At 72.2% G+C, this 18,212-nt stretch carries 16 protein-coding genes; 7 read left to right on the top strand and 9 right to left on the bottom strand.

The window, feature by feature from the left end:
* Positions 1-20 precede the first annotated feature (20 nt).
* Entirely contained in the window at positions 21-761 is a 741-nt protein-coding gene (locus ACF09J_RS01725) for an SDR family NAD(P)-dependent oxidoreductase (RefSeq protein ID WP_392303372.1), read from the top strand.
* A gap of 16 nt (positions 762-777) precedes the next feature.
* On the opposite strand, the gene ACF09J_RS01730 is transcribed toward ACF09J_RS01725, so the two are convergent.
* Positions 778-1,878, bottom strand: coding sequence for a mechanosensitive ion channel family protein (locus ACF09J_RS01730; RefSeq protein WP_392303373.1), 1,101 nt, complete (start codon positions 1,876-1,878; stop codon positions 778-780).
* Between the two features lie 158 nt (positions 1,879-2,036).
* Between ACF09J_RS01730 and ACF09J_RS01735 the strand changes: the two genes are divergently transcribed.
* Positions 2,037-2,627 (top strand): dienelactone hydrolase family protein, encoded by a 591-nt coding sequence (locus tag ACF09J_RS01735; RefSeq protein ID WP_392303374.1) that lies wholly within the window; start codon positions 2,037-2,039, stop codon positions 2,625-2,627.
* 28 nt (positions 2,628-2,655) lie between these two features.
* On the opposite strand, the gene ACF09J_RS01740 is transcribed toward ACF09J_RS01735, so the two are convergent.
* From ACF09J_RS01740 to ACF09J_RS01750, 3 genes are all read right to left on the bottom strand, one after another.
* Positions 2,656-3,474, bottom strand: a complete 819-nt coding sequence (locus ACF09J_RS01740) for a thioredoxin domain-containing protein (protein ID WP_392303375.1) — start codon at positions 3,472-3,474, stop codon at positions 2,656-2,658.
* A gap of 85 nt (positions 3,475-3,559) precedes the next feature.
* On the bottom strand, positions 3,560-4,258 hold the full coding sequence (locus ACF09J_RS01745) for a hypothetical protein (protein WP_392303376.1): 699 nt from the start codon (positions 4,256-4,258) through the stop codon (positions 3,560-3,562).
* A gap of 68 nt (positions 4,259-4,326) precedes the next feature.
* Positions 4,327-5,652 (bottom strand): DUF2252 domain-containing protein, encoded by a 1,326-nt coding sequence (locus ACF09J_RS01750; RefSeq protein WP_392303635.1) that lies wholly within the window; start codon positions 5,650-5,652, stop codon positions 4,327-4,329.
* A gap of 230 nt (positions 5,653-5,882) precedes the next feature.
* Between ACF09J_RS01750 and dnaE the strand changes: the two genes are divergently transcribed.
* Positions 5,883-9,422, top strand: a complete 3,540-nt coding sequence (gene dnaE / locus ACF09J_RS01755) for a DNA polymerase III subunit alpha (RefSeq protein WP_392303377.1) — start codon at positions 5,883-5,885, stop codon at positions 9,420-9,422.
* Positions 9,423-9,503: 81 nt separating this feature from the next.
* Here the strand turns inward: dnaE and ACF09J_RS01760 are convergent, their stop codons facing one another.
* Positions 9,504-9,683, bottom strand: coding sequence for a hypothetical protein (locus ACF09J_RS01760; RefSeq protein WP_392303378.1), 180 nt, complete (start codon positions 9,681-9,683; stop codon positions 9,504-9,506).
* Positions 9,684-9,931: 248 nt separating this feature from the next.
* Between ACF09J_RS01760 and ACF09J_RS01765 the strand changes: the two genes are divergently transcribed.
* From ACF09J_RS01765 to ACF09J_RS01780, 4 genes are all read left to right on the top strand, one after another.
* Entirely contained in the window at positions 9,932-11,149 is a 1,218-nt protein-coding gene (locus ACF09J_RS01765; protein WP_392303379.1) for an NYN domain-containing protein, read from the top strand.
* A 116-nt stretch (positions 11,150-11,265) separates the two neighbouring features.
* Positions 11,266-12,240 carry an ABC transporter ATP-binding protein gene (locus ACF09J_RS01770; RefSeq protein WP_392303636.1) on the top strand — a complete coding sequence of 325 codons (975 nt, stop codon included), beginning with the start codon at positions 11,266-11,268 and terminating at the stop codon, positions 12,238-12,240.
* Between the two features lie 163 nt (positions 12,241-12,403).
* Positions 12,404-13,225: an ABC transporter permease gene (locus ACF09J_RS01775; protein WP_392303380.1), complete on the top strand. Its 822-nt coding sequence runs from the start codon at positions 12,404-12,406 to the stop codon at positions 13,223-13,225.
* Positions 13,226-13,259: 34 nt separating this feature from the next.
* A complete protein-coding gene (locus ACF09J_RS01780) occupies positions 13,260-14,054 on the top strand; it encodes a hypothetical protein (RefSeq protein ID WP_392303381.1) in 795 nt (264 codons plus the stop codon).
* A 40-nt stretch (positions 14,055-14,094) separates the two neighbouring features.
* Here the strand turns inward: ACF09J_RS01780 and ybaK are convergent, their stop codons facing one another.
* The 4 genes from ybaK to ACF09J_RS01800 form a co-directional block, all read right to left on the bottom strand.
* Complete coding sequence (gene ybaK, locus ACF09J_RS01785; protein ID WP_392303382.1) at positions 14,095-14,604, bottom strand: Cys-tRNA(Pro) deacylase; 510 nt, start codon at positions 14,602-14,604, stop codon at positions 14,095-14,097.
* A gap of 14 nt (positions 14,605-14,618) precedes the next feature.
* Positions 14,619-15,359 (bottom strand): LON peptidase substrate-binding domain-containing protein, encoded by a 741-nt coding sequence (locus ACF09J_RS01790; protein WP_392303383.1) that lies wholly within the window; start codon positions 15,357-15,359, stop codon positions 14,619-14,621.
* Between the two features lie 11 nt (positions 15,360-15,370).
* A complete protein-coding gene (locus tag ACF09J_RS01795) occupies positions 15,371-16,417 on the bottom strand; it encodes a hypothetical protein (RefSeq protein WP_392303384.1) in 1,047 nt (348 codons plus the stop codon).
* Positions 16,418-16,576: 159 nt separating this feature from the next.
* Positions 16,577-18,151 (bottom strand): oxidoreductase, encoded by a 1,575-nt coding sequence (locus tag ACF09J_RS01800; protein WP_392303385.1) that lies wholly within the window; start codon positions 18,149-18,151, stop codon positions 16,577-16,579.
* Between the last annotated feature and the right edge of the window lie 61 nt (positions 18,152-18,212).

Raw genomic sequence — 18,212 nt, forward strand, 5'->3', positions numbered from 1 at the left:
CGTCTCGGTACGCTCCGGCCATGAGTCGCAATGTCGTCATCAGCGGGGGCGGTACGGGGATCGGACTCGCCGCGGCGCGGACCTTCGCGGCCGACGGGGACCGGGTGCTGCTGCTCGGGCGGCGGGCCGAGGTGCTGCACAGGGCCGGGGTGCCGGGCGCGCTGACGTTCGCCGCCGACGTGGGTGACGTGGCCGGGGTGCGGTCGGTCGCCCGGTTCGTGGCCGGCGAACTCGGGGCGGTGGACGTGCTGATCCACAGCGCCGGGGGGTCGGGACGGCTGGAGCCGCGGGTGGAGCGGGAGGATCCCCTCGAACTCGTCGCCGACAACTGGATGGTGAACTTCCGGATCAACACCCTGACCGCGGTGCTGCTCACGGAGGCCCTCAAGGAGCGGCTCGCCGAACCGGGCGGCCGGGTGCTGTTCCTCAGCTCCATCGCCGCCTACCGCGGTTCGGGCAGCGGCGCCTACGCCGCCTCCAAGGCCGCCCTGCACCCCTACGCCCACGATCTGGCCCGCCAGTTGGGGCCGCGCGGGATCACGGTGAACCTGGTCGCACCCGGGTACGTCGAGGACACCGACTTCTTCGGCGACTCGATGGACGACGCCCGCCGCGAACGCCTCGTCGGCGAGACCTCCACCGGCCGTCCCGGCACCCCGGGCGACATCGCCGCCACCCTCCACTGGCTCGCCTCCCCGTCCGCCGCCCACATCACCTCCCAGATCATCCAGGTGAACGGCGGCGCGGAACGCGGCCACTGATTCCACGGCCCGGGGATCAGGTGGGGCCGGTCCGGGACTTCTCGAAGGCGGGGCGGGACGTGCCGTCGTGGCGGGCCGGGGGCGGGACGGCCTCGGCCGTGTTGATGCGGGGGAGGGCGTAGGGGTGGTGCTCGGAGAGCCAGCGCAGCAGCTGCTCGCGGACCTCGACCCGCACCGTCCAGATGTCGCCGGCGTCCTTCGCCGTCACCAGGGCCCGTACCTCCATCGTCGTCGGCGTCGTGTCCGTGACCACCAGGTTGTAGGCGCGGCCGTCCCAGGCCGGGCACTCGCGCAGGATGTCGCGCAGCTTCTCGCGCATCGCGTCCATCGGCGCGCAGTGGTCGAGGTGGAAGTAGACGGTGCCGGTCATCTGCGGCGTGCCGCGCGACCAGTTCTCGAACGGGTTGGACGTGAAGTACGACACCGGCATGGTGATCCGGCGCTCGTCCCAGGTCCGTACCGTCAGGAAGGTCAGCGTGATCTCCTCGACCGTGCCCCACTCGCCGTCGACGACCACGGTGTCGCCGATCCGCACCATGTCGCCGAAGGCGATCTGCAGCCCCGCGAACATGTTGCTCAGCGTGGACTGCGCGGCGACACCGGCGACGATGCCGAGGAGACCGGCCGAGGCCAGCAGAGAGGCGCCGGCCGCGCGCATCGCCGGGAAGGTCAGCAGCATCGAGGCCGCCGCCACCACGATGACCACCGCCGAGACCACCCGCATGATCAGCTCGACCTGGGTGCGCACCCGCCGCACCCGGGCCGGATCCCGGTGGGCGCGGGAGTTGGCGTACCGCGTGTACGTGGTCTCGACGACGGCCCCCGCGATCCGGATCACCAGCCAGGCCGCCGACCCGATCAGCACCAGGGTCAGCGTCCGGCCGATCCCGACCCGGTGCTCCTCCAGCAGCTCGGCCTGGTCGTAGGAGCCGCGGAGCAGGGCGGCGCACAGCACGAGCTGGTAGGGGACGCGGGCACGGCGCAGCAGGCCCCACAGCGGTTCGTCGTGGTGCCGTTCGTCGGCCTTGCGCAGCAGCAGGTCGGTGGCCCAGCCGATGACCAGAGTGAGGACGACCGAGCCGCCGACAACGATCAGGGGGCGGAGTACGTTCTCCATGCCTGCGAACCTAACCCGCGACGCGCGGTGTGAACATGTGTGAGCGTGAAGATCGCGGGTAGGGCCGGGGGCGCTGTGACGATCCTCTCCCCGGGCCCCGGGCGGACGCGCCCCCGGCCGGGCGGGACGCTGTCGTACCCGGCTGGCACCATGGGCTCATGAACATCGTGCTCTTCCATTCGACCTACGGCCTCGGACCCGCGGTGCGCCAGGCCGCGGACCGGCTGCGTTCCGCCGGGCACGCGGTGTGGACGCCGGACCTCTTCGAGGGCCGTACGTTCGACACGGTCGAGGAGGGCACGGCCTGCCAGGAGTCGATCGGCAAGGACGAACTGCTCAAGCGGGCCGTGCTGGCCGCGGCGCCCTACTCGGAGCGCGGCCTGGTCTACGCCGGGTTCTCGTTCGGGGCCGCCACCGCCCAGACGCTGGCCCTCGGCGACGAGAGGGCCCGCGGGCTGCTCCTGCTGCACGGCACCTCGGACGTCGCGCCGAACGCGAGCGCCGACGGCCTGCCCGTCCAGCTGCACGTGGCCGAACCCGACCCGTTCGAGCCGGACGACTGGCTGAGCGCCTGGTACCTCCAGATGGGCCGGACCGGCGCCGACGTGGAGGTCTACCGCTACGCCGGGGCCGGTCACCTCTACACCGACCCCGACCTGCCGGACTACGACGCGGAGGCCGCCGAGGCCACCTGGCGGGTGGCACTCGGCTTCCTCGCGGAACTCGACGGGAACGACCGGGGCGCTTAGGCGTTCCCGGCCCCGGCCCGGGTCAGGGTCAGCCCTTGAGGGCCGTGTCCACCGCCGCGTTGAACTCGTCCGCCGTCATCGGCGGGTTGTCGGTGCCGGGCGTGGTCACCTTCTTGCCGTCCATGACCAGGCTCGGGGTGCCGGTCACACCGTCCTTGTTGTTGTCGAAGGTCTTCGACATGGCGACGGCCCAGGCGTCGTACTTGCCGCTCTTGACGGCGTCGCGGAACGACGCGTTGCCCTTCAGGGCCGGAACGGTGTCCGCCACCTTGATGAGGTAGTCGTCGTTCTTGAACTTGTCGTCGGTCTCCTCCGGGTGCCACTTCTGCGAGTACAGGGCGGACTTGTACTCGATGAACGCCTCGGGGCTGACGTTGAGCGCGGCGCCCATGGCGCTCATCGCGTTCTTGGAGCCCTCGCCGTTGTCGTGGTTGTCGATGAAGGTGCCGCCGATGTACTGGAGCTTGAACTTGCCGTCGTCGACGTCCTTCTTGACGGTCGCGCCGACCGCCTCCTCGAACTGGCCGCAGATCGGGCAGCGCGGGTCCTCGTAGATCTTGAGGGTCTTCTGGGCCGAGCTCTTGCCGATGACCACGGTCGTGCCGTCGGTGCCGGTGGTGTTGGCCGGGGCGACGACCTTCTCGTCCTTCACGGCCTCCCAGTGGCCGGGCTTGTTGGCCTGGACGACGGCGTAGCCGATGCCGCCGGCCGCGGCCAGCACGACCACGACCGCGCCGGCCACGGTGATCTGCCGCTTGATCTTGGCCCGCTTGGCCTCGCGCTCGCGCTCCTCGCGCAGCCGCTCCCGGGCCGCCGTCTTCGCCGACTGGCTGTTCCGCTTGCTCATGGTGGTGTTCTCCTGTGGGACGCGCAGCTTCCTGCGCGGGGTACGAAGGGGGACTGGTCGTGCTCGGGGCGCCCGGGGTCGTCGCTCAGAGGAACGCGAGGGCGTCCGGGCACGGCGGTCCGCGCCGTCCCAGGGAGTACACGAGGATGCGGGCGCGCGGCGTGGCGATCAGCGGCGCCGGCCGCGCCGGCCGTACCGCCGAGCGGGTGCGGCGCACCGTGACCGCCGCCACCGCGAGCAGCAGCGGCCGGAAGGTGGTGGCGGCCACCGCGCACAGGAGCTGGGCGAGTGCCCGCTCGCCGCGGCGCAGCCAGCCGGCCGCGAGCAGGCCGACGCCGATGTGCGCGGCCAGCAGCAGCCAGGCCGTGGCCGGGTCGGCGTGCGCGAGCAGGGCGGTCAGCCGGCCGGAGTCGGCGCCGGTCATCCGGGCCAGCGGGGTGCCGACGTCGGTGTGGCCGCCGCACAGCACGTCGAGGCCGACCGAACGCAGGGGGCCGGCGACCGGTCCGCCCGCGGGGCCGTAACAGAGGTGCTGTCCGGTGGTGAAGACGGTGTCGGCGGCCAGCTCGAGCGGGACCAGCAGGGCGGCGATCCGCCCGAAGCCGCGCTCGCGGCCGGCCAGGGCGTAGGCGAGCAGGAACACGGCGGCCGCGACCGCGGCCACCGTGTTCAGCGGCAGCGGTACCCGGGACAGCAGCACGTGCGACGCGGTGCTGAGCGTCACGACCACGGCCGTGAACAGCGCCGCGCGCACGGCCCTGAGTCTGATCCCGGATATGTCCATAGCGAGACAAGAGTCTGTCATGCGGGGCGGTAAGGGACCCCTAAAGGGTTCCTGTGCGGGCCCATCCGTCACAGACCCGGAATCTGCCCGTTGCGAAGCAGCTCCACGAAAATGCGGTGGTCGGCACGCGCGCGTTCGCCGTAGGCGTGCGCGAACTCGACCAGCAGCGGCGCGAAGCCCTCCTCGTCGCCCGCGATCGCCGCGTCGATGGCCCGCTCGGTGGAGAACGGCACCAGCGACTCGCCCGAGGTGTCGTCCGCCGCCGCGTGCATGGCGGCCGTGGCCCGGCCCAGGTCGGCGACCACCTGCTCGATCTCCTCCGGGTCGTAGCCGTCGTCCACGGCGTCCCAGTCCAGGTCCACGGCGTACGGCGAGACCTCGGTGACCAGCCGGCCCACCCCGTCCAGCTCGGTCCAGCCCAGCCACGGGTCGGTGTGCGCCTGGAGGGCGCGGCGGCAGACCACCGTGCGGTGGCCCTCGTGCTGGAAGTGGTCGTGGATCGCCTGGTCCGTGACATGCCGGGCGGCCGCCGGGGTGCGGGCCCGCTGGACGGAGATCACCACGTCGTGCTCCAGAGCGTCGCTCGGCCCCTCCAGGAGGATGTCGTACGACAGTCCGGCCGGGTCGATCCCGCGGCGGCCGACGACGTCCTTGACGCGGTAGGACTCCGGGCGGGCCAGCGACGCCTCCGGCAGGGTCTCCAGATAGCCGTCGAAGGCCGCGAGGACCTTGTACCGGGTGGCGGCGTCCAGCTCGACCGCGCCGCCGACGGGCGCGAAGCGGCGCTCGAAGTCGCGGATCCCGGTCATGGACTCCAGCAGCCCGGCACGGGTCAGCGAGCGGGCGTCACGCAGGGTGTCCAGGAGGGGGCCGTCGGCGGTGTCGAGGGTGAAGGGCGGCACCTCGTCGCTCTTGGCGCCGGTGGCCAGGGCGTGGATCCGGTCGCGGTACGCGGTCGCGTACAGCGTCACCAGCTCGGTGATCCGCTCGTCGCTGAGCGCCTTGGCGTACCCGAGGACGGCGAGGGAGGCGGCGAACCGCTTGAGGTCCCAGGTGAAGGGGCCGACGTAGGCCTCGTCGAAGCCGGTGGCGCTGAAGACCAGCCGGCCGTCGGCGTCCATGTAGGTGCCGAAGCTCTCCGCGTGCAGATCGCCGTGGATCCACACCCGCGAGGTGCGGTCGTCCAGGTACGGACCGCCGCGCCGGTCGGCACCCAGGTCGTGGTGGAAGAGACAGGCCGTGCCCCGGTGGAACGCGAGGGCCGAGGCCGCCATCCTGCGCAACCTCATGTCGAACGCGGCCGGCTCGTCGGCCAGGAGCTCGCCGAAGGCGCTGTCGAGGACGGCGATGATCTCCTTGCCGCGCTGCTCGTCGCTGAGCTGGGGGACCGACATCGCTGACATCGCGGAGTGCCTCCTGGTGCAGGTGGTGCATGGCGTGTGGAGTGGGTCCGGCAGGGGCGTTCCCCCACACCAACGTCCGGCGGTGCGGCGGAGTGCCCGCGCGGTCCCGCCCGAAGGTACGGCTGGAACGCGGTCGCGTGTCAGTGCCGGGGCATAGACTTCGACGCTGTCCACCAGACTGCCCGCAGCCCGTCGTCTATGTTGTCCATGGAGGCCGAACCGTGTCGAAGCCGCCGTTCACGCACCTGCACGTCCACACCCAGTACTCGCTGCTGGACGGTGCCGCGCGGCTGAAGGACATGTTCAACGCGTGCAACGAGATGGGCATGACGCACATCGCCATGTCCGACCACGGCAACCTCCACGGGGCGTACGACTTCTTCCACACCGCGAAGAAGGCCGGAGTCACCCCGATCATCGGGATCGAGGCGTATGTCGCCCCCGAGTCCCGGCGCAACAAGCGCAAGATCCTGTGGGGCCAGCCGCACCAGAAGCGGGACGACATCTCCGGTTCCGGCGGTTACACCCACAAGACGATGTGGGCGGTGAACAGGACCGGCCTGCACAACATCTTCCGCCTCTCCTCCGACGCCTACGCCGAGGGCTGGCTCCAGAAGTGGCCCCGGATGGACAAGGAGACCATCGCCCAGTGGTCCGAGGGCATCGTCGCCTCCACCGGCTGCCCCTCCGGCGAGGTGCAGACCCGGCTGCGCCTCGGCCACTTCGACGAGGCACTGAAGGCCGCCGCCGACTACCAGGACATCTTCGGCAAGGACCGCTACTTCCTGGAGCTGATGGACCACGGCATCGACATCGAGCGCAAGGTCCGCGACGGCCTGCTGGAGATCGGCCGGAAGCTCGGCATCCCGCCCCTGGTCACCAACGACTCGCACTACACCTACGCGCACGAGGCCGTCGCCCACGACGCCCTGCTGTGCATCCAGACCGGCAAGAACCTCTCCGACCCCGACCGCTTCAAGTTCGACGGCACCGGCTACTACCTGAAGTCCACCGAGGAGATGTACGCCATCGACTCCTCGGACGCCTGGCAGGAGGGCTGCGCCAACACGCTCCTCGTCGCCGAGATGGTCGACACCACCGGCATGTTCGAGAAGCGCGACCTCATGCCCAAGTTCGACATCCCCGAGGGCTACACCGAGGTCACCTGGTTCAAGGAGGAGGTCCGCCGCGGCATGGAGCGCCGCTTCCCCGGCGGCATCCCCGAGGACCGCCAGAAGCAGGTCGAGTACGAGATGGACGTCATCATCCAGATGGGGTTCCCGGGCTACTTCCTCGTGGTCGCCGACTTCATCATGTGGGCCAAGAACAACGGCATCGCGGTCGGCCCGGGACGAGGCTCCGCGGCCGGCTCGATCGTCGCCTACGCGCTCGGCATCACCGACCTCGACCCGATCCCGCACGGCCTGATCTTCGAGCGGTTCCTCAACCCCGAGCGCATCTCCATGCCCGACGTCGACATCGACTTCGACGAGCGCAGGCGCGTCGAGGTGATCAGGTACGTGACGGAGAAGTACGGCGCCGACAAGGTCGCCATGATCGGCACCTACGGCACCATCAAGGCCAAGAACGCGATCAAGGACTCCGCGCGCGTGCTGGGCTACCCGTACGCCATGGGCGACCGCATCACCAAGGCCATGCCCGCCGACGTCCTCGGCAAGGGCATCCCGCTGTCCGGCATCACCGACCCCGAGCACCCCCGCTACTCGGAGGCGGGCGAGGTCCGCTCGATGTACGAGAACGAGCCGGACGTGAAGAAGGTCATCGACACCGCGCGCGGCGTGGAGGGCCTGGTCCGGCAGATGGGCGTGCACGCGGCCGGCGTGATCATGTCCAGCGAGACCATCACCGAGCACGTCCCGGTCTGGGTCAGGCACACCGACGGCGTGACCATCACGCAGTGGGACTACCCGAGCTGCGAGTCGCTCGGCCTGCTGAAGATGGACTTCCTCGGCCTGCGCAACCTCACGATCATGGACGACGCCGTGAAGATGGTGAAGTCCAACAAGGGGATCGACATCGATCTCCTCGGCCTCCCGCTGGACGACCCCAAGACCTTCGAACTGCTCCAGCGCGGCGACACCCTCGGCGTCTTCCAGTTCGACGGCGGCCCCATGCGCTCCCTGCTGCGCCTGATGAAGCCCGACAACTTCGAGGACATCTCCGCCGTCTCGGCCCTGTACCGGCCGGGCCCGATGGGCATGAACTCCCACACCAACTACGCGCTGCGCAAGAACGGCCAGCAGGAGATCACGCCCATCCACCCGGAGCTGGAGGAGCCGCTCAAGGAGGTCCTGGACGTCACCTACGGCCTGATCGTCTATCAGGAGCAGGTGCAGAAGGCCGCCCAGATCGTCGCCGGCTACACGCTCGGCGAGGCCGACGTGCTGCGGCGCGTGATGGGCAAGAAGAAGCCGGAGGAACTGGAGAAGAACTTCGTCATCTTCCAGTCCGGCGCCCGCAAGAAGGGCTTCAGCGACGAGGCCATCCAGGCCCTGTGGGACGTGCTGGTCCCCTTCGCCGGCTACGCGTTCAACAAGGCCCACTCGGCCGCGTACGGCCTGGTGTCCTACTGGACCGCCTATCTGAAGGCCAATCACCCCGCCGAGTACATGGCCGGCCTGCTGACCTCCGTCAAGGACGACAAGGACAAGTCGGCGGTCTACCTCAACGAGTGCCGCCGCATGGGCATCCGGGTGCTCCCGCCCAACGTCAACGAGTCCCAGTCGAACTTCGCCGCGCAGGGCGACGACGTGATCCTCTTCGGCCTGTCCGCCGTGCGCAACGTCGGCACCAACGTCGTCGAGTCCATCATCAAGTCCCGCAAGGCCAAGGGGAAGTACGTCTCGTTCCCCGACTACCTCGACAAGGTCGAGGCGGTGGTCTGCAACAAGCGCACCACCGAGTCGCTGATCAAGGCCGGCGCCTTCGACGAGATGGGGCACACCCGCAAGGGCCTCACCGCGCAGTACGAGCCGATGATCGACAACGTGGTCGCGGTCAAGCGCAAGGAGGCCGAGGGCCAGTTCGACCTCTTCGGCGGCATGGGCGAGGAGACCAGCAGCGAGCCCGGCTTCGGCCTCGACGTGGAATTCTCCTCCGAGGAGTGGGACAAGACGTATCTGCTCGCCCAGGAGCGGGAGATGCTCGGTCTCTACGTCTCCGACCACCCGCTGTTCGGCCTCGAACACGTCCTCGCGGACAAGGCCGACGCGGGCATCTCCCAGCTCACCGGCGGCGAGCACGCCGACGGAGCGGTCGTCACCATCGGCGGCATCATCTCCGGCCTCCAGCGCAAGATGACCAAGCAGGGCAACGCCTGGGCGATCGCCACCGTCGAGGACCTGGCCGGCTCCATCGAGTGCATGTTCTTCCCGGCGACCTACCAACTGGTGTCCACGCAACTCGTCGAGGATGCCGTGGTGTTCGTCAAGGGCCGCCTCGACAAGCGGGAGGACGTGCCCCGCCTGGTGGCGATGGAGCTGATGATTCCCGACCTGTCGAACGCGGGGAGCAACGCGCCGGTGATCCTCACCATCCCCGCCCTGAAGGTGACCCCGCCCATGGTCAGCCGCCTCGGCGAGATCCTCAGCCACCACAAGGGCGACAGCGAGGTCCGCATCAGGCTCCAGGGGCCCAGCAGGACGACGGTGCTGCGCCTGGACCGGCACCGGGTCAAGCCGGATCCCGCGCTGTTCGGCGATCTGAAGGTCCTGCTCGGCCCGTCGTGCCTGGCCGGCTGACATGAACGAGGGGCGTGCCCGTGCGCATCGGGTACGCCCCTCGTCGATTACCGCACTTGCTCAACAGTCCACGGACGGGAGTCAGTTGTGGCCGAAGCGCTTCTGACGTCCCTTGCGGGCCATGGCAGTCGGACTGGTCTGCGGCCCGTGGGCGTGATGTTCGGCCTGCGGTTCCGACGCGGAGTGCTCAGTCTCCTGCGGGCCGTTCGCGGCCACGGACGCCTTCTGCCGGCTGCGGTCCTGCTTGCGGTTCTTGGCCATGGTGATCAGCCTCCTGTGGGGGATCTCGGGGCCAGGGCCGGGACCAGACTCACATAGGCCGACAATGAACGCATGTTGGATAATTACCGTATGTAACGCGGGGCGTCGGGACGCGGGCTCCCGAAACGCCACGCCGAAGATCGAGTTCGGGCCGTTAACCCCGGCCGTGTCGGGCAGACTCGAAGCACCTCCCGAAGTACATCCCCGAGCACATCCCGAAGCAACCTCCCGGAAAGAGGGTGGATCGCGTGGACCGCTGCATCGTCCTGGTGGACGCCGGGTATCTGCTGGGCGCCGCGGCCAGTCTCCTCGCCGGCGAGCCGTCGCGGTCCCGGATCACCGTCGACCATCCCGCCCTCGTGCAGGGACTGCGTGAACAGGCCGAGTCCGACACGGAGCGGCCCCTGCTGCGCATCTACTGGTTCGACGGCGCGCCCGACCGCGTACCGCAGCCCGAGCACCGCCGGCTGCGCGTGATGCCGCGGGTCACCGTCCGGCTCGGCGCGCTCACCCGCAGCGACGGACGCTGGGCGCAGAAGGGTGTCGACGCCGCGATGCACGCCGAACTGACCGAACTGGCCCGCAACCGCGCCTGCTCCGACGTCGTCCTCGTCACCGGCGACGGCGACCTGCTGCCCGGCATGATGGCCGCCAAGGAGCACGGTGTCGCCGTCCACCTGTGGGCCGTGCAGGCCGCCGACGGCGACTACAACCAGTCCGAGGACCTGGTCGCCGAGGCCGACGAGCGGCGCGTGCTGGACCGCACCTGGATCACCAAGGCCGTACGGGCCAAGGAACTCGGCGGTGTCTGCGCGCCACCGCCCGTGCCCCGCCCAGAGATCGCCGCGATCCTCTCCGCGCCGCTGCCCGAGTCCACGCTCAGCCCGGGCACCGGGAGCCGCGCCGAACCGCGGCAGCACCCGTCCGCCGCCCCGGGGCGCGGCGCCACCGAGGAGCGGGCCCCCACCACCAAGGGCGTGCCCACCCCCAAGGACCTCGCCGCCCTGCGCGCCCCCGGCACCCCGTCCGCGCAGCACCCCTCCTCCGCGACCCTGCGCTGGTCCTCGGACCGGGGCTGGGTGGACCGGCCGGGCATGCCCGCGGAGCCTCCCGAGGCCGCCTCCATGCCGACGCTCGCCCAGCTGACGACGGCCGAGCAGCGGTGGGCGGACCGGGAGGAGGACATCACGACCGTCGGCGGCGACCCGTACGAGGTGGGGCAGGTCTTCGCCCGGCGCTGGGTGGACCGGCTGGGCGACCAGTCGCACCTGCAGAAACTGTCCTCCATGTACCCCCGGATCCCGCACCGCGTCGACGGCGAGCTGCTGCGTTACGCCGCCCGCTTCGGGCTGCTCGCGCACAAGGACGACCAGATCGACGAGCACGACCGGTACGCCATCCGCGCCGGGTTCTGGCGGGAGATCGACGTACGGACCTCCACCGAGCGCGCCCCCGCCGGCGACTGAACCGCGCGCCGGACCCGCTCGGGACGCCCCGAGGGCGAGCAGGGCTCCGCGACCCCGTACCCTCGTCCCTTGTGAGTACGCGCACGGCACAGGCACTTCGCCCCGGGGACGACGTCGTGTGCGCGGTGCGCGGACTGACCAGGACCTACCCCGCCGTGCGCGGCCGGCGCGGTGCCCCCGGGACGCCCGCGGTGCTGGCCACCGACGCGGTCGAACTCGACGTACGGCGCGGTGAGATCTTCGGACTGCTCGGGCCGAACGGCGCCGGCAAGTCCACCCTCGTACGCCAGCTCACCGGGCTGCTGCGCCCCGACAGCGGCACGGTCGAGATCCTCGGCCACGACATCGTGGCGCACCCCGAGCGGGCCGCGCGGATCCTCGCCTACCTCGGGCAGGAGTCCACCGCCCTGGACGAGCTGACCGTCTCGCTCGCCGCCGAGACCACCGGGCGGCTGCGCGGCCTGGACCTCCGGCAGGCGCGTGCCGAGCGGGACGCCGTCCTCGACGAACTGGGCCTCACGCCGATCGCCGGACGCCCGCTGAAGAAGCTCTCCGGCGGCCAGCGGCGGCTCGCCTGCTTCGCGGCCGCGCTGGTCGGCGAACGCCCGCTGCTGGTGCTCGACGAGCCCACCACCGGCATGGACCCGGTGGCCCGGCGGGCGGTGTGGTCCGCCGTCGACCGGCGGCGCGCCGAACGCGGCACGACCGTCGTCCTGGTCACCCACAACGTCATCGAGGCCGAGACCGTCCTGGACCGGGTCGCCGTGCTGGACCGGGGCCGGGTCATCGCCTGCGACACCCCGGCCCGGCTCAAGGAGCGGGTCTCCGGCGAGGTGCGGGTCGAGCTGGTGTGGCGCGAGCGGGCGCCCCTGGAGGTGGCGGAGGTCGCCGCCCTCAGAGAGCGGGCCGTGGAGGCCGGCCGCCGCTGGACGCTGCGCTTGGCGCCCGAGGAGGCCCGCGCGGCGGTCGCCACGGTCACCGGCGGCGCCGCGTTCGCCGCCCTGGACGACTTCACACTGACCACGCCCAGCCTGGAGGACGTGTATCTGGCGCTGGGCGGCGCCGCCCGGCAGGGGCTGGTGAAGGCATGACCGGGATCAGCGGCGCGAGCGCGGGGAACGGCGGATCCTTGGAGGAGTACGCGGGCGCCGGGGGGAACCCGTCCGGCGCGGGAGACACGACCGCGACCGCCGCGCTCGCCGCGAGGGACAAGCCGGCCGCGTGTGCTGCCGCAGGGAAAGGGAGCAGTTCGACGTGAGTGTCGTACCCGCCGGTGTGCTGCCGGGCGCGACGGCCGTACAGGACGGCGGTTCCGGTGCCACGGCCGCGCTCGGGCCGCGGGCGAGGCTGTGGCCGTCGCTGGCCGCCGTGTACCGGGCGCAGCTCTCCCGGGCGCGGGTGGCGAGGATCCCGCTGCTGTTCGTGGCGACCTTCCAGTCCGTCGGCATCATGGTCATGATGCGGGGCGTGGTCGACGGCGGCAGCGAGGCCCGGTACGTGGTGTCCGGCGCCTCGGTCGTCGTGGTCGCCTTCGTCGCGCTGAACCTGCTCGCCCAGTACTTCGGGCAGCTGCGGGCCAGCGGCGGGCTCGACCACTACGCGACGCTCCCGGTGCCGCCCGCGGCCGTGGTGCTGGGCGTGGCGGCCGCGTACGCCTCCTTCACGGTGCCGGGCACGCTCGTGACCGCCGTGTCCGGGTGCGTGCTGTTCGGGCTGCCGCTCGGCAACCTGTGGGTGCTGGTGGCGGTGATCCCGCTCGCCGGAGCCGCGCTCTCCGGGCTGGGCGCGGCCTGCGGGCTGCTCGCACCACGCCCGGAACTGGCCACGCTGCTGGGCCAGTTGGGCATGTCGGCGGCGCTGCTGCTGGGCGTGCTGCCCCCCGACCGCATGCCCGAGGCGGTACGGCTCCTGCGCGACCTGCTGCCGTCCACGTACGGCGTGGAGGCCTACGCGCACACCTTCGCCGCCCGTCCCGACTGGGCTCTGGTGGCCGGCGACATGGCCGTCTGCGCCGGGGTCGGGGTGGCCTCGCTGGCCGTCGCCACCTGGGCCTATCGCCGGGCCGCCGTCCGGTGACGCGGCCTTCCCCCGCAACTGGCACGATGACAAGGTGACAGCTCCGTTGACTCCGCCACCACCGCCGCACCGGCGCTCCTCACAGCCTTCCGGCTCCTCCGGGCCTTCCGAGCCCTCGGGGTCGTCGGGGTCCTCCGGGTCCGGGCAGGCCCCGCAGCCGGGGCCGGTCCGGCCCTGGCAGGCCTGGCCCGTGCCGCCCGCCGAAGGCCGGCCGGTGAGCGTCTACGCGCAGGACGGGCCCGGCTGGGCGGCCGAGATCCGGGAGGCCGTCGTCGTCATGGTCGCCGTGGCGCTCTGCGGGGTGCCGCTGGGACTGCTCTGGCTGCGGCTGGCACCGAAGGTGCCGTTGGTCGCCGAAGTGTCCGGGAGCAACTGGGTCGTCTACCTCAAGGACACCGAGGGCGAGCAGGCGATCGGCGTCGACGGCACGTTCACGCTGCTGGCCCTGGCCTTCGGCCTGGTGTGCGCGGTGGCCGTCTTCCTGGTGCGGCGGCGCGGAGGTGTGCCGCTGGTGGTGGCCCTGTGCGTCGGAGGACTGCTCGGGTCGCTGCTGGCGTGGCGGCTCGGGGTCTGGCTCGGACCCGAGCACGACGTGATCGCCCACGCCAAGGCGGTGGGCAAGGGAGTGACCTTCCCGGCGCCGCTGAAGCTCGCCGCCAAGGGGGCGCTGCTGGCCTGGCCGCTGGCCGCGCTGCTCGTCCACCTGGGGATGACGGCCCTGTTCGGGCCGCGGGATCCGGAGATGTACGAGGACGGGGCGTACGAAGACAGCGCGTACGGGGACGGCACGCCCGGAAACGGGGCGCAGGGCGAGTCCTCGGCGCCCTAGCCGGCCGGGGCCCCGTCTGGCGTCCGGAGCCCCGGGGCGGTCAGCTGCGTCCGATCGGGGCGAGGACGGCGCCGGTGAGGTCCGCCAGGTCGCCCGGGGACAGTTCCACCTCCAGGCCGCGACGGCCCGCCGAGACGCAGACGGTGGCGTGGGCGGGAGCCGAGTCGTCCAGCACCGTGGGGAGCCTCTTGCGCTGGCCGAGGGGGGAGATGCCGCCGCGGACGTAACCGGTGGTGCGCTCCGCGAGGGCCGGGTCGGCCATCGCCGCCCGCTTGCCGCCGACCGCCGCCGCCAGGGCCTTGAGGTCCAGGGAGCCCGCGACCGGCACCACGGCCACCGTCAGGGCGCCGTCGACGTCCGCCACCAGCGTCTTGAAGACCCGGTCCGGGGAGACGCCCATCGCCTCGGCCGCCTCCTCACCGTAGGAGGGGTGGGAGGGGTCGTGGTCGTAGGAGTGCACGGTGTAGCGCACGCCCGCCGCGGTCAGCGCCACCGTCGCCGGGGTGCCGCCCGCCCCCTTGTCCTGCTGCTTCTTCGCCTTCTTGGCCATCCCGCCCCGTTCCCTCAGTTGAGACTCGTCGGCCCGAGGGTCAGCTCCCCGGCCGGCAACGACGGCAGACTACGTAGGATCGCCGTCTCCCTGCGCAGGAGTTTCAGCTCGTCACGCAGCCGGGAGGAGACGTCGGGCGCCTGGAGCAGCCGCTGCTTGGTCGGAATGTCGAGCATCATCGCCGCCGCCACCAGGTACGACACCACGCTCGGCTCGTCCGGCAGCTCCGCGGCCGTCGACAGCGACCGCTCCCGCGCGCCCGCCAGCCGCTTCTGGTACTGGCGGAAGGACCGCAGCACCCCCTCGGCCAGCGCGCCCGCCTCGTCGCCGGGCTCCTCGGTCAGCTCCTGCAACTCGGCCACCAGGTACGGACCGGAGCTGTCCACGGACAGCAGCCGGACCCGGGTCGTGCCCGTGGCCAGTACCTCGAAGGTGCCGTCGGCCCGCTCCCGGATCGTCGCCGCGTCCGCCACACAGCCCACGGAGTGGAAGGCCTTGGCCGGGTCGGGGCCGAAGCCGGCGGCGGGGCCGCATTCGGGCCGCGCCGTCGGATCGGGCATGCCGGGGGCGCTCGCGGCCACTTCGTGGCCGTCGCGGATCGCCACGACGGCGAACCGGCGCGGTTCGTCCTCGGGCGTCTTCAGCAGCGCGCGCATCATGGCGCGGTAGCGCTCCTCGAAGACGTTCAGGGGCAGCACGAGCCCCGGGAACAGCACCGTGTTCAGGGGGAAGAGCGGAAGGCGGACGGTGGTCACGGCGCAAAAGCCTAATGCTCGCCGCGGCGGGCGCGTCCGCCGAGCCCGTATCGCGGGCGCCGGGACGGCCGCGCGGGCGGCGGCGCCCCCAGGCCGGCGCGCAGTTCCAGGAAGAGGCCCAGCGGGTCGTCCGACAGCCGTTCCCAGGGGAAGGAGGTGGCGTACGGGCCGATCAGGCGCAGCTGCACGAGGGCGTCCTCGGGGCGCCCCAGCTTCAGCAGGACGCAGGTCAGCAGGTTGCGGATCTCCGCGGGCCAGGGCGCGGCCGCCGGGAAGCGGGCGGAGAGCACGATGGCCCGGTCGGCCGCCGCGTGCAGCCGGGCCCGCGGCACCCGGGGCCCGCAGCCGTCGGTCAGATAGGCGAAGGCGGCCCGCACGGGCAGTGCCTGGACGAGCGAGTCGGCCGGGGCGTCCTGGGCGGCCAGATCGGCGAAGTCGAAGCACTCGCGGTGCGAGCCGTGCCAGGAGGTGGCCAGATAGCGCAGGGCGGCCACATGGCAGCCGTAGTGGTGCGGGGCGCGGCGGACCGCGGCCTCCCACAGCTCCTCGAAGTACCGGTGCCCGGCGCGGCTGCCGCGCGCGTGGTCCAGCGCGACCCGCCACGGCACCGGGTCGCGGCTGTCCGCGCGTGCGGCAGCCGTGATCAGGGGGCTGACCGTGCGCAGCAGTTCCGCCCGCGCGGGTGAGGGCCAGGCGCGGTCGACCGCGAGCTGGGCGGCGACCAGCAGCGCGTCCGGGTCGTGCGGGGCGGTGGCGAGCCAGGCGTCCAGCCACTCCGGGCGTGAGCGGGCGATGGTGGCCAGCCGGGTCGCGTACCGGTCGCGCTCCTCCCACCGGGCCGCCTCGCGGGTGCCGGCGAGGAGCGCCGCGGCGGGCCGGTACGCGCCCTGGGCGGCGGCGACCAGCGCCGGGCCGAGGGGTTCGTCCGGCGCGTCGAGGAGGACCTCGTCGTCGGAGGTGAGCCCGGCGGCGGTGAACCCGGCGGCGGGGCTGGGGGCGGTTCTTGTCATCCGGGTGGGGCGGATGAACGCGGGCAGCGTTGCCATGGTGCCGACCATTGAAAGACGCAGGTCGCGGACGCGCCAGTGGGTTCGGGCAAGGAGTGGAAAGTTGTACGGCGGACGGTCAAGGTCGAGTAAAAGGTGCCAGTTTCAACAACTATCCGCGCGCTGATCCGGTCTGAGCCGGACGCTGACCCTGAGGCTGGTGCCGCGGCACTAGTTCCGTCGCAGCAGACGCGTCGCGCCCGCCGCGACCGCCGTGGCCAGGATCCAGCCGACCACGATCAGCGCCGCGGCGAGCCACTGCCAGCCGCCGCGCAACTGCCACTGGTCCGCCTGGCCCAGGTCGACGACCGGCACCAGCAGGTCGAGGGCGAACAGGGCGGGGTTCCACTCGGGGTGCCCGCCGGGGTCGGCCGGCGGCGGGCCCAGACGCGCGAAGGCCAGCGAGCCCGCCGCCCACAGCACGGCCATCCACACCGCGGCCCGGCCCGGCCGGTACCCGTAGGCCACCGTCCAGTCCTGGACGTGGCCCACCAGCTTGGCGGCGAGCGGCAGGGTCTCGCGGCGGCGGCGCTGCTTGGCGAGCAGCACCTCGCGCGCGTCCACGTCCTCGCCCGCCTCCCGCAGCACCGCGGCCAGCCGCTCGTACGGCTCCGGGTTGTACTCGGCGGTCGCCGCCGCCACCCACTCCAGCCGCTCGGTCAGCGGGAACGGGCCCCGCGGCACCAGGTTCTCGTAGACGAAGCCGCCCATGTGCAGACTGCCCGGGCCCGGCCAGCTGCTCGCCCGGTCGACGAGGGTGACGACCCGCGCCCCGGACAGCAGCACCTGCCCGCGCGCCGGCCGCTCCCCGAGGAAGCGCAGTTCCGGCGTCTGCACCCGGCGCAGGGACAGCGCCTGCTCGTCGGTGAGGGTGAAACGCGCCCGCTCCAGATCGACCGCGTCGCCGAACCGCCCGTCGTCCAGGCGCACCCCGCCCCGGCACTCGAAGGGCTGGATCCGCGTCCCGCGCGCGGGCGTCACCCCGCTCAGCGGGCCGCCCACGCCCGCGGGGGTGAGGTACAGGGTGCGCTCCACGGTGAGCTGCGGCGCGTTCAGCGCGAACCGCTCCCGCGGGTTGGCCAGCCGCGCGCCGCGCAGGCTCAGCGAGACGCCGATCTTCGCGCTGCGCAGGCTGAACTCGCCGTACGACTCCAGCAGCTCCGCCTGGAGGTCCTGGCCCACCGTCATCCCGTCGGCGGCGATCGAGCGGCCGGCCCGGTCCCGGTGCACGACCGCCTGGTTGAGCAGCAGGTCCGTGCCGATGTGCGCGTCGGTCAGCCGTATCCCGCCGGTGAACCGGCAGCGCGGCAGATGCAGATCCCCCTCGGTGCGAACCCGGGCCGCCTCCAGCCGCGGCACCGCGCAGTCCACCAGCCGCACGGTGGTGAAGCGCGCCTCCGGCAGCAGCACCTCCTGGTCGAACCGGCAGCCGTTCAGCTCCACGTACGGCAGCACCGCGCCCCCGGCGAGATCCAGGGCGCCCGTGATCCGCAGACCGCGCAGCTTCAGGGAGGACACGCGCCCGGCGAGCGCGGGCGGCCCGTCGAGCAGCAGCCAGCACACGACGCGCGCCCGCACGGTCCGCTCGGGACCCCACGGCTGCCCGCCGTGCGGATCGTCCACCGAGGCGTCCCCGCTGCGCAGGTCGTACACGCTGCCGTTGCGGAAGGCCTGCCACATTCCCGCCTCGGTGGCGGTCAGGTCGTCGGACAGGTCCCCGCTGTGTAAGTCGGCCCCCTCCGTCACGATCCTCCCTCCCTCCCCGGCTGCTCCTGGGATGACTACGCTTCGTACAACCGGTCATGCC

It is taken from the genome of Streptomyces sp. NPDC014889, assembly GCF_043081205.1.
Lineage (GTDB): Bacteria > Actinomycetota > Actinomycetes > Streptomycetales > Streptomycetaceae > Streptomyces.

Bases quoted from the DNA above. Each gene is read 5' to 3' on its own strand.
- ACF09J_RS01725 (WP_392303372.1), top strand. From the start codon at position 21: ATGAGTCGCAATGTCGTCATCAGCGGGGGCGGTACGGGGATCGGACTC.
- ACF09J_RS01730 (WP_392303373.1), bottom strand. From the start codon at position 1,878: ATGGAGAACGTACTCCGCCCCCTGATCGTTGTCGGCGGCTCGGTCGTC.
- ACF09J_RS01735 (WP_392303374.1), top strand. From the start codon at position 2,037: ATGAACATCGTGCTCTTCCATTCGACCTACGGCCTCGGACCCGCGGTG.
- ACF09J_RS01740 (WP_392303375.1), bottom strand. From the start codon at position 3,474: ATGAGCAAGCGGAACAGCCAGTCGGCGAAGACGGCGGCCCGGGAGCGG.
- ACF09J_RS01745 (WP_392303376.1), bottom strand. From the start codon at position 4,258: ATGGACATATCCGGGATCAGACTCAGGGCCGTGCGCGCGGCGCTGTTC.
- ACF09J_RS01750 (WP_392303635.1), bottom strand. From the start codon at position 5,652: ATGTCGGTCCCCCAGCTCAGCGACGAGCAGCGCGGCAAGGAGATCATC.
- ACF09J_RS01760 (WP_392303378.1), bottom strand. From the start codon at position 9,683: ATGGCCAAGAACCGCAAGCAGGACCGCAGCCGGCAGAAGGCGTCCGTG.
- ybaK (WP_392303382.1), bottom strand. From the start codon at position 14,604: ATGGCCAAGAAGGCGAAGAAGCAGCAGGACAAGGGGGCGGGCGGCACC.
- ACF09J_RS01795 (WP_392303384.1), bottom strand. From the start codon at position 16,417: ATGGTCGGCACCATGGCAACGCTGCCCGCGTTCATCCGCCCCACCCGG.